Below are 11,062 nucleotides of genomic sequence, written 5' to 3'. Positions count from 1 at the left end.
GTGCCTACTTGGGGGCAAGCACCATCAGCATCTGGCGGCCTTCGAGGCGCGGGAAGGCTTCGACCTTGGCGATTTCCGCCACGTCGTCCTGCACGCGCTTGAGCAGGTCCATGCCCAGGTGCTGGTGCGCCATTTCGCGGCCACGGAAACGCAGGGTGACTTTCACCTTGTCGCCGTTTTCGATGAACTTGTTCACGTTGCGCATCTTCACATCGTAGTCGTGCGTGTCGATGTTCGGGCGCATCTTCACTTCCTTGATGTCCTGCGTCTTCTGCGTCTTGCGCGCCGCATTGGCCTTTTTCTGGGCTTCGTAGCGGTACTTGCCGACATCGAGGAACTTGCACACCGGCGGGTTCGCATTGGGCGAGACTTCGACGAGATTCAGGCCGACTTCGGCCGCCTGTTCGATCGCTTCGCGGGTGTACATCACGCCAAGGTTTTCGCCCTGATCGTCGATCACGCGAACCTTGTCGGATTGGATAAGGTTGTCAAATTTCGGGCCGGACTTGACCGGCGGTGCCATCATGCGGCGGGGTGGACGAGGTATGTGAACGCTCCTGATTCTGCTGTTGTTCGTGCGCGCTATGTAGGGATTTACCGAAGGGAACGCTAGAGGCTACGCCGCGTGCCGCCACAAGGGGAAACGGGCGAGCTTTCTGGCGGTCGGAACCACGGCATCGATGGTGCTGGCGGGTTGCAGGGCTGCGAGGATCGCCGGGTCGCTCGCATCCATCCCGCCGGTCAGCGCGCCGAAGGCCGGCAGGATCATCCGCCCGCTGCCGGCGTTGTCGCTGCTCACCACCGCGCAGGGGCGGCGGATGTGGCGCTGGCGCACGGTCATCTGCACGCGCGGGTGGAAATGGCCGGAAAGCTCCGGCCGCGTCTCGCCGCGCTTGGCCTCGTGCCGCAGCACCATTCCCGCGACTTCCAGCTCCTCCGCAATCGTGCCGCCGCTGTGCGCGGCCATGGCGGGATCGTGGTTGCCGGTGATCCATACCCAGTCGGTGACGCGGGTGAGGGCGCTCAGCATGCCAGCGGCGTGTTCCTCCAGCCGGTGCGATCCTTCCGAATCGTGGAAGTTGTCCCCCAGCGTGAATACCCGCCGCGCACCGAACTCGCGCACGGCCTCTGCCAGCCGTTCCAGCGTCTCGCGGCTGTCGTAGGGGGGCAGCATCTGCCCGTGCTTGGCGAAGAAGCTCGCTTTCTCCAGGTGCAGGTCCGCCACCAGCAGCGCCCGTTCCCGCGGCCAGTAGAGCGCATTGGCCTTGGTCAGCACGAACTCGTCGCCGCAAAAGGGGAAAGTGAACGAAACGGGAACCATTGGTCTCACTTGCCGCTTGCCCGCGGGTTTGGCAAGAGCACTTCCCATGGATTGGAGTAAACAGAGCAAAGAGGCCCGGACCTGGTTCGAAAGTCTGCGTGACCGCATCTGCGCGGAGTTCGAAGCGATCGAGCGCGAGGCAGGGTCCGACGCTGCCTTCGACTATATCGCCTGGGACCGCGAGACCCATGAGGGCGAGGGCGATGAAAGCGACGGCGGCGGCGGCGTGCGCGGGGTGATGAAGGGCAAGGTGTTCGAGAAGGTCGGCGTCAACGTGTCCACCGTCTCGGGCAAGTTCTCCGAGAAGTTCGCCGAGCAGGTGAACGGTGCCAGCCCGGAGAACCCGGATTTCACCGCCACCGGCATCAGCCTCGTGGCGCACATGGCCAACCCGCACGTGCCCGCCGTGCACATGAACACCCGTTTCCTGACCACGCAGTCGGCCTGGTTCGGTGGCGGGGCGGACCTCAACCCGCCGATTGAATATGCCGAGGATACCGAGGCCTTCCACGCCCGCCTGCGCGCCGCCTGCTCGGCGCATAACCCTACCTATTACGAGCGCTTCAAGAAGTGGGCGGACGACTACTTCTTCATCCCCCACCGGGGCGTGGCGCGCGGCGTGGGCGGGATCTTCTACGATCACCTCGAATGCGATGACACGGTCACTTTCGACCGCCACTTCGCCTTCACCAAGGACGTGGGCGAGGCCTTCCTCGATGCCTTCCCCGCCATCGTGCGCAAGCGCATGGGCATGGAATGGAGCGACGAGGAAAAGGCCGCGCAAAAGGAATGGCGCGGCCGCTATGTCGAGTTCAACCTGGTATACGACCGCGGCACGCTCTTCGGCCTCAAGACCGGCGGCAATATCGACGCCATCCTGATGAGCCTGCCGCCCGAGGTAACCTGGGGCTAGCTCACTCCTCCGCGCGCGCTTCGATTTCCATCAGTTCGTCGACATTGCGCAGGGCCATGCGGCTCGGGCGGTCTTCGCGGCTGGAATAGAGGCTTTGCAGGTAGGCGAGGTCGAAGTCGGTCAGGCGGTCCGGCGGGGACACGTCGTCCTCGTCGAACAGGGTCAGTACCGTGTCATAGGCATTCTCGCGGCGCGGCGGGCGGGTCTGGGCGAGGGTACGCATGGTGGCATAGTCGCCCAGCGCCACGGCATCGAGGCCGGCAATGGCCGAACGTTGCACCAGCATCACCGAGAGTTCGATGTCCTGCCGGATCGCAGTGCGGGTGCGCGACATGGTGGTGACCGTGTTGCCGGGAATCCCGTCCCCCAAGGCACGGGCATCGGTTGCGGCTGCCGCTGTCTCGCTGGGGGAGGCGACGGGCATGCCTTCCTCGTTGTAGATTCCGATGACGTTCCAGGCCAGCACCGGACCTTCCTGCTCGGTCACGGCCTTGCGTTTCCAGTAGTCCAGCCCGCGAACCAGGAAGGCATTCTCGTCGCGCAGCTGCTGGAATGTCTCCTGCGGGTCGTCGACAAAGATTACCCACACGTTGGCCCCGCATTCCGGGTCCTCGTTGATATCCACCCCGGCGCGCTCCGCGTTGTCGTACATGCGGTCGATCACGAGCTGGGCGTTCTCGGGCGACAGGCCCCAGACACCGGGACAGATCGGGCGCTGGAAGCGGGCCAGAGGATCCTGGCTGGTCGACGGACGCGGGGTGATGTCGCGGCCCAGGCGGCCGACTTCCTCCCCGTCGACGATGCGATCGCCCTCGACGACGATGTCCCCGCGGCGATCGCGCTCGACCGCGTCGACAACGTCCTGCGCCACCGCAGGCGCGGTCAGGGAGGCGCATAGCGCTGCACCAAGAGCAAAAGCGGAAAGGCGGGTCATGAAGGCTCCTGCATGGCTGGGGCTGCAAATCATCTTCCCTATACCACGCAAGGCGCTGAAATTCGACGGCATTCGACCAACCGTCGAATCTGGGGGGATCGAAGGGTGACAGCACCGCCTTGCCTACCTATTGTTGCCTCCGATACCAATTACATCCCCCGGAGTTTCCATGCGTCTTGCCGCACCTTTTGCTGCCGTTCTGGCCCTGAGCGCCACGCTTTCTGCCTGTACTGGCGACCTGCCCGAGGAAGACCGCATCGTCGCGCCGATCCTCACCAGCGAACAGGCTTTCGACGAATTCACCTACGCCCGCCCGACCGAGGCCCGCGTCACCCATGTCGCGCTCGACCTCGTGCTCGATTTCGAGGCGCGCAAGGTGGACGGCACGGCCACGCTCGATGTCCAGGCGGCGGACGGCGTCAACGAGATCGTGCTCGATTCCAATGGTCTGGTGATCGGCGGCATTACCGACGGGCTGGGCAACGCGCTCGACTTCACCATCGGCGAGAGCCAGGGCGAGAAGGGCGAACCGATCACCGTCCAGCTGGGCGAACTGACCGGCCCGGCCTTGCAGCAGGTGGTCATCACCTATGCCAGCGGCTCCGATGCCGAGGCGCTGCAGTGGCTCGACCCCGAGCAGACCGCCGGCGGCGAATATCCCTTCGTCTTCAGCCAGGGCCAGGCCATCCTCAACCGCAGCTGGATCCCGACGCAGGACAGCCCCGGCATCCGCCAGACCTGGGAGGCGCGCATCACCGCGCCCAAGCCGCTCGACGTCGTCATGAGCGGCATCAGCCGCGGCGAGCCGGAAGACGTGGGCGAGAACATGCGTGCCTTCGAATTCGTCATGGACAATTCGGTGCCGCCCTACCTGATCGCGCTCGCCGCCGGTGACATCGACTTCGCCGAATTGGGCCCGCGTTCGGGCGTCTGGGCCGAGCCCGCCGTGCTGGAAGAGGCTGCCGCCGAACTGATCGACACCGAAGCCATGATCGACGCGGCGGAAGAGATCTACGGCCCCTACCAGTGGGGCCGCTACGACATGATCGTGCTGCCGCCCAGCTTCCCCTACGGCGGCATGGAAAACCCGGTCATGACCTTCCTCACCCCCACCTTCATCGCGGGTGACCGCTCCAACACCGGCCTGATCGCGCACGAGTTGGCGCATAGCTGGTCGGGCAACCTCGTCACCTATTCGTCGTGGCGCGACGGGTGGCTGAACGAGGGCGTGACCTCCTACTTCGAAAGCCGCATTTCCGAAGCCGTCTTCGGTGAAGCGCGCGCCGAGCAGGAATATGCCCTCAGCTATGCCAGCCTTGTCGAGGCCGTGGAGGAGAACGGGCAGGACAATCCCAACACCGCCATGCGCACGCCGGACGGCATCAGCCCTTTCGATACCGTGAGCGAGGCGATCTACGACAAGGGCACGGTCTTCCTGCGCACGGTCGAGACCATCGTCGGCCGCGAGGAATTCGACGAATTCATGCGCGGCTGGTTCGACCGCCACGCCTTCCAGCCCGCCACCAGCGAGATGTTCCTCGCCGAATTGCGCGAGCACCTGGTGGGCGATGACGCGGAGCTGGAAGAGGCGCTGATGCTGGACGAATGGGTCTATGGCACCGGCCTGCCGGAAAATGCCGTGGCACCCGATCCGGCAGCCTTTGCTGCCGTGGACGAGGCCGCCGCTGCCTATGCCGCAGACGGCACCCTGCCGATGGCCGGCACCTGGACCGGCTGGACCGGCGCCGAACAGCAGCGCTTCCTGCGCGAACTGCCGGAGACGATGAGCGATGAGCAGCTGACCCGTCTCAACGAGAGCCTCGCGCTGTCGGGCAACGGCAACAACGAGGTGCTGTTCCTGTGGCTGCAGATGGCGCTGCGCAACGAATACGAACCGGCCGTGCCGCAGGCAGAGGAGTTCCTCGCCGAAGTGGGCCGCAACAAGTTCGTCGCCCCGCTGTTCCGCGCCATGTGGGACACCGGCAGCTGGGGCCGTCCGCTGGCGACGCGCATCTACGAAGCAACGCGCGGCCGCTACCACTCGATGACCCGCGGCAACGTGGACGAGATCGTGGGGTACGAGGCGGAGTAGGGGCTGGACCGCCTGATGCTTGGCCGGCTGGGGGGGTAGCGGCTGCTAGCGACCCGTTTGCGGACAAAGTGTCTGCTCACTGTTCCTTGGGAGTGTATAGCAGCTTTACATAGGATCTGAGCAGGTACACCTGGCGGGAAGTGATCAATGGTTCATTGAGGGCGCGCGCCATGACGATCCCTCCTTCGAGCAATGCGCTGACCATGTCGGCTAGTGCAACGCGATCGACACTATCATTGGGTGGGTAAACCTCCTCAATTTCGTCGAACATCTGCCGGAACCTGCTTCTCCACCCAAGTACGGCTCGCTTGTTGGCCTCACGCACCTCTCGGTCAAACAATCGATCTTGATAGGCAGCGGTCGCGACAATGCATCCGGGATGTCCACCAGGCATGTCTTCAATCAGCTCCGCAAGCAGCTTCAAACCAATCAGCATTATCTGCAGCGGATCGTCACTAAGCTCCTTTGCACGCCCAAATAACTCGTCGAAGAGATCATCTTCCACTACAATATGCCGCTCGATCAATGCACGGGCGAGCGTATTCTTGTCCTTGAAATGGTAGAAGAAGCCGCTCTTGGTTATCTCGGCGTTAGCTACGATTTCCTCGATTGACGTGGCGTCGAATCCCTTGGCGAGGATCGCTTCCTGAGCCACATCCAGGATCTTCTGGCGAGTCTCGAAGCCACGCGCCATTGCTGCCTCCTTCGGAAATCCAACTGCCTTATTGTACCTGCGGTACAGTTTTTGCCAAAGTGAGTCCTGAGATGATGGCAGGGTAATGCCTAAGCCATTGCAGTTGCGAAGCAATTCGTCTTCGCGAAAAATGTACCACGGGTCGCCTAGGATGAAAGCTCTCGATCTATCATCATTGCCTCATCACAAAGCCGAATGAGGAAATGGGAATGCCAGCATTTGATCAATTGATGAATACCAAGAGGCCGTTTCTCACGGATGGCGGCCTCGAAACCTGGCTGTTTTTTCAGCAAGGATTTGAGGCACCAGAGTTTGCCGCACTCACGCTGATCGATGATCCTGCAGCCAGAGCGGCGCTAGACAACTATTTCGATCATTTCCTAAGTATCGCCGAACAGGCCAGAACTGGGTTTGTGCTCGACACAAACACATGGCGTGGCTGCCCTGTCTGGGCGGAGAAACTGGGCGTTACGGATCAGCAATTGCTGGCGATGTCTGCTCGCTCGGTCGAATTTGCCAAACTCGTCCGTGAGCGCTGGGGCCATCGTGTTGAACCCATCTTGGTCAATGGAGTGATCGGGCCAGCCGATGACGCATATAGACCCGGAGAGTTACTATCCGCGGAGACCGCGCAAACCCTGCATCGGCCTCAAATCGAAACATTCGCCCGACTGGGCGTCGACATCGTTTCAGCCATCACGATGACCAACATCAACGAGGCAATCGGGATTTCACGCAATGCAGTCGAAGTCGGATTGCCGGTCGTTATTTCGTTTACCGTAGAGACCGACGGGCGACTACCAACGGGTGACATGCTGGGTGAGGCGATTGACGCGGTGGATGCTGCAACGAGCAGTGCGCCGGCATATTACATGATCAACTGCGCGCACCCGGAGCACTTCCGGAATGCCATAGCAACAGATGAGAGATGGGTGACACGAATTGGCGGAATAAGAGCCAATGCATCTCGTCTTAGCCACGACGAACTCGACGAAGCCGAGGAACTTGACCAAGGTGATCCTGACGAGTTCGGTCGCCTGCACGCCGAGCTTGCGACACTCCTGCCCAATCTCCGGGTGGTGGGCGGTTGTTGCGGCACTGACTTCCGTCATGTTGGATGCGTCTCGCGAGCGCTGCATCTCGAACAAGCAGCCTGAACGCGAAATTGAGACTGGCGCTGGCTATTTTCGAGTGTGGCCAGCGCCATTCGAAATTAGACCTTCAAGTCGGTTCCGGTAGACCATCCCGAAGTCCGCTTCCCACCCATTAGCCGACATTCGCCAAATCAGCTTTCCTACACCGTCAGGGCCCGCCCACAGTCGGTCCCATGCACCTTGCGCCCACAGCCCTGCCGACGGAGATTACGCACACCCGCTGTGACCCGAATACCGCATGTACTTGTTCAACTTGCATAGCGTGCAACTGCGAGGCGGTTTCCCCTTGCCGAATGGCCACCCGCACCGCACATTCCGTATTGATGCTGCGCCAGTACGAACTTGTTGAGCGGGTCAAGGAATATGACCCGAACGCCGACGAGGCGCTGCTCAACCGTGCCTACGTCTATACGGTGCAGAAGCACGGCACCCAGAAGCGCGCCTCGGGCGACCCTTACTTCAGCCATCCGGTCGAAGTCGCCGGCCTGATGACGGATCTGAAGCTGGACCAGGAAACCATCGTCACGGCCCTGCTGCACGATACGGTGGAAGACACGCTCGCCACCATCGAGGATGTCGAGGAAAAGTTCGGCACCGAGGTCGCGCGACTGGTCGACGGGGTGACCAAGCTGTCCAAGATCGAGGCCATGCCCGAGAACGAGCGCGCGGCGGAAAACCTGCGCAAGTTCCTGCTCGCCATGAGCGCGGACCTGCGCGTGCTGCTGGTGAAGCTGGCCGACCGGCTGCACAACATGCGCACGCTGCACCACATCAAGTCGCCCGAAAAGCGCCGCCGCATCGCCCGCGAGACGATGGATATCTACGCCCCGCTGGCCGAGCGGGTGGGCATGTACGAATACATGCGCGAGATGCAGCTGCTGGCCTTCGAGCAGCTCGAACCCGAAGCCTACGAGACGATCAACAACCGGCTGGAGGTGCTGCGCCAGTCCGACGTGGGGCAGGTCGACCGCATCGCGCTCGACATCAAGCAGGCGCTGGCTGCCGACGGCATGGAGGTCGAGGTCTGGGGCCGCGAGAAGCACCCCTATTCGATCTGGAAGAAGATGGCCGAGCGCCACCTGCCGTTCGAACAGGTAACCGACATCATGGCCTTCCGCGTGCTGACCGAAAATCCGGAAGACTGCTACCGCGCCATGGGTGTGCTGCACCGGACCTTCCAGTTCGTGCCGGGGCGCTTCAAGGACTACATCTCCACCCCCAAGAACAACGGCTATCGCAGCCTGCACACCACGCTGTTCTACGACCAGTCGATGCGCGTTGAGGTGCAGATCCGCACCCGCGAGATGCACCATACCAACGAATTCGGCCTGGCGGCTCACTGGGCCTACAAGCAGGGCGACCGGCCCGACGGCGAAGTGGGCTGGCTGCGCGACCTGATCGAGATCGTCGATGCCAGCCACGATGCCGAGGAACTGCTCGAGCACACCAAGCTGGCGATCTACCAGGACCGCATCTTTGCCTTCACCCCCAAGGGCGCGCTGTTCCAGCTGCCCAAGGGCGCCACGGCGGTCGACTTCGCCTTTGCCGTGCATACCGACCTCGGTGCGCAGACCGTGGGCGCGAAGATCAACGGGCGGCACATGCCGCTGCGCACCCCGCTGGGCAACGGCGACGTGGTGGAGATCATCAAGGGCAAGAATGCCGAACCGCAGCTGTCGTGGCTGGGTTTTGTCGTCACCGGCAAGGCCCGCGCCTCGATCCGCCGCGCGGTGCGCCTGAAGGAGCGCGCCGAGGTGGCCGAGATCGGGGCCAAGCTGTTCGAGGAGATTGCAGACAACCTGCCGACCAAGGTGGGCAAGAAGGCAATCAAGGCAGCGGTCGAGCGGCTCGAAATGGACGACGCCGAAGACCTGATGTTCGCCATCGGTGCGGGCAAGATCAGTGACCGCGCGGTGATGGAAGCCATCGTTCCCGGCTCCAGCGCAGACCTGCCGGCAGAGATCGAGCAGGAACGCGCGATCTCGATCAGGGGGCTGACTGCCGGTGTGGGGTTCACTCTCGCCCAATGCTGCCACCCGGTGCCGGGTGACCGCATCGTCGGCCTGCGCCGCCCCAACGAGACGGTAGAGGTCCATGCCATCGACTGCCTCGAGCTGGCCAACGGCGTGGATGCCGACTGGGTCGACCTGTCATGGGGTGAACGCTCGCACGGTGCGGTTGGGCGGCTCAACGTGGTGCTCTACAACCGGCCGGGCACGCTGGCGGAAATGGCCGGCGTCTTCGCGCGCAACACGGCCAACGTGATGAACCTCGAACTGCAACAGCGCGACGATCCGTTCCACACCTATTGCGTGGACCTGGAAGTGCAGGACCTGGCGCACCTCACCCGCATCACCAGCGCCCTGCGCGCCAACGATGCCGTGGCGCAGGCGGACAGAATCTAGAGCAGGGTCAGCAAGGCGCTGACCTCGTCACCTTCCGCCAGTCCTTCGGCCTTGCGGACCGCCGACTTGATCGGAAGCAGGTAGCCGCCCTGGCTCTTGCTGGGAAAGACCGAGGTCGCCCATTCGCTTGTCCCGATGGAGGCACGCACCTTGACCGATCCGAACCCGCGTCCCCGGCCCAGCTCCATCCGCCGCATGGCCTCGTGCGCGGCCACGGCTTCCCCGGCCTCGCCATCGATGGTGACGAAGTACCACCCGCCCGCCGGCGAACCGTCACTGGACCAGCGCCAGAGCTCTGCGGTGAAGGTGACCTCGCTCATTCGGCCACGCGGCGGACCGGCACCTGCACGCTGCACACGTCCACCCCGCCAGCAGGCACAGTGTAAAAGGCATCGTTGCGGTTGGCGCGGACGGCAACATATCGGGCGAAGCTCTCGCTGGACGTGTTCAGATACTCGAAGGACGGCGGATTTTCGAGATCACTTGCCAGCCGCACCGACAGGATTGGCGTCCGCAAGTCCGCCTCGTCCTCGGTGTAAAAGCCGAGATCACCAGACCCGCGCGGGAGGCTGGACATATGCTCCATCCCCTCGATGATCCGGCCCACGACCGCGAGGTTGCGATCCATGTGCCGCTGCGGCTGGCCGATGATGGTGTAGAGGTCCGCCCCGGTTCCGGTGTCTGGCGCGTACCCTCGCCCGACGCCGACATAGCCGTAGCAGTGGATGGGCCAGAAGGTGCTGCTGTCGACCACTTCGTATGGCTCATTGTACTGGTTGGGAGGCAGCCGCCGGCCGGGGTCGGGAACGACATTACCTTCGTCATCTTCGAAGTGAAGTTGTTCTTCATTGCCGATTGGCCAACCGTTCCAGATTTCAACCCATTGGGCTTCGGAATCCCGATCGTGCCACCCTTGTTCTGTAAGGCGCGTTTGGGTCGTGGCGATTGAAAACATGGCAAACTGCTCGGAACGCGAGAAACCGTTTGTCGGGACGAGACCCGCAAATTCGAGGAATGCCTGAATGGCCCTGTCGCGCTTTTGCGGAGTGCCCGCATTTTCAATCAATTCGATCAGCCGGTTCCCTTCGGTGATCTCCTCTTCCGACATCGCTTCCTCGGCGTTCGGGAATGGCGCTTCAATCATGGCGTCCATGTCGACCTCATACGGCGCGGTTGGCGAAACCACACCCTCCGGCAGTTCCTTCTCCTCGGTGACATCGCCCCACTGTGTCACGTAGTTGTCCTGCACCCGGTTGACGCTGGTCCCGTCCCACCAGTGCGCGCGGGCGAGGGTGCGGATGTTCTCCACCCACGGCTGGCTGAACGGCGGGGGCATCAGCTGGATCACCACGGTGCGCGGATTGCCTGCGGCGTGGGGAGCAAGTTCCATCACCAGCAAGTCTTCGGGTGCGATGACGACCCATTCTCCCGCGCTGGCGGCAGCGACCACCGAGGTGGGGGTTGCGGGGGCCTCTTCCTCCTGCGCTGTGGTAGGCGAGGTGAGGGCGAAAGCGGCGAGGGCGACGAGCAATCTCATGCCCGCATCCTG

At 62.9% G+C, this 11,062-nt stretch carries 10 protein-coding genes; 4 read left to right on the top strand and 6 right to left on the bottom strand.

Going from position 1 to position 11,062, the window contains the following annotated elements:
* Positions 1–4: 4 nt before the first annotated feature.
* Both infC and pdeM read right to left on the bottom strand, forming a co-directional pair.
* Positions 5–526, bottom strand: coding sequence for a translation initiation factor IF-3 (gene infC, locus AAEO60_RS11000; RefSeq protein WP_341673758.1), 522 nt, complete (start codon positions 524–526; stop codon positions 5–7).
* A 90-nt stretch (positions 527–616) separates the two neighbouring features.
* Complete coding sequence (gene pdeM / locus AAEO60_RS10995; protein ID WP_341673757.1) at positions 617–1,321, bottom strand: ligase-associated DNA damage response endonuclease PdeM; 705 nt, start codon at positions 1,319–1,321, stop codon at positions 617–619.
* A 46-nt stretch (positions 1,322–1,367) separates the two neighbouring features.
* On the opposite strand from pdeM, the gene hemF reads away from it, so the two are divergent.
* A complete protein-coding gene (gene hemF, locus AAEO60_RS10990; RefSeq protein WP_341673756.1) occupies positions 1,368–2,234 on the top strand; it encodes an oxygen-dependent coproporphyrinogen oxidase in 867 nt (288 codons plus the stop codon).
* Position 2,235: 1 nt separating this feature from the next.
* Here the strand turns inward: hemF and AAEO60_RS10985 are convergent, their stop codons facing one another.
* On the bottom strand, positions 2,236–3,168 hold the full coding sequence (locus AAEO60_RS10985) for a hypothetical protein (protein WP_341673755.1): 933 nt from the start codon (positions 3,166–3,168) through the stop codon (positions 2,236–2,238).
* Positions 3,169–3,337: 169 nt separating this feature from the next.
* Here AAEO60_RS10985 and AAEO60_RS10980 point away from each other — a divergent pair, with 169 nt between their 5' ends.
* Positions 3,338–5,260: a M1 family metallopeptidase gene (locus AAEO60_RS10980; protein WP_341673754.1), complete on the top strand. Its 1,923-nt coding sequence runs from the start codon at positions 3,338–3,340 to the stop codon at positions 5,258–5,260.
* 76 nt (positions 5,261–5,336) lie between these two features.
* Here AAEO60_RS10980 and AAEO60_RS10975 read toward each other — a convergent pair whose 3' ends face one another.
* Positions 5,337–5,954, bottom strand: a complete 618-nt coding sequence (locus AAEO60_RS10975) for a TetR/AcrR family transcriptional regulator (RefSeq protein WP_341673753.1) — start codon at positions 5,952–5,954, stop codon at positions 5,337–5,339.
* Positions 5,955–6,163: 209 nt separating this feature from the next.
* On the opposite strand from AAEO60_RS10975, the gene AAEO60_RS10970 reads away from it, so the two are divergent.
* Entirely contained in the window at positions 6,164–7,111 is a 948-nt protein-coding gene (locus tag AAEO60_RS10970; RefSeq protein WP_341673752.1) for a homocysteine S-methyltransferase family protein, read from the top strand.
* Between the two features lie 320 nt (positions 7,112–7,431).
* Positions 7,432–9,513, top strand: coding sequence for a RelA/SpoT family protein (locus AAEO60_RS10965; RefSeq protein WP_341674679.1), 2,082 nt, complete (start codon positions 7,432–7,434; stop codon positions 9,511–9,513).
* On the opposite strand, the gene AAEO60_RS10960 is transcribed toward AAEO60_RS10965, so the two are convergent.
* Together AAEO60_RS10960 and AAEO60_RS10955 are read right to left on the bottom strand one after the other, a co-directional pair.
* Positions 9,510–9,833, bottom strand: a complete 324-nt coding sequence (locus tag AAEO60_RS10960) for a DUF1905 domain-containing protein (RefSeq protein WP_341673751.1) — start codon at positions 9,831–9,833, stop codon at positions 9,510–9,512. The two genes, AAEO60_RS10965 and AAEO60_RS10960, sit on opposite strands and share 4 nt — an antisense overlap.
* Complete coding sequence (locus tag AAEO60_RS10955) at positions 9,830–11,050, bottom strand: peptidylprolyl isomerase (RefSeq protein WP_341673750.1); 1,221 nt, start codon at positions 11,048–11,050, stop codon at positions 9,830–9,832. The genes AAEO60_RS10960 and AAEO60_RS10955 overlap by 4 nt, the downstream gene beginning before the upstream one ends.
* Positions 11,051–11,062: the final 12 nt, after the last annotated feature.

The organism is Aurantiacibacter gilvus (assembly GCF_038289935.1).
Classification (GTDB): domain Bacteria; phylum Pseudomonadota; class Alphaproteobacteria; order Sphingomonadales; family Sphingomonadaceae; genus Alteraurantiacibacter; species Alteraurantiacibacter gilvus.
This window is presented reverse-complemented; position numbering and strand designations above follow the sequence as displayed.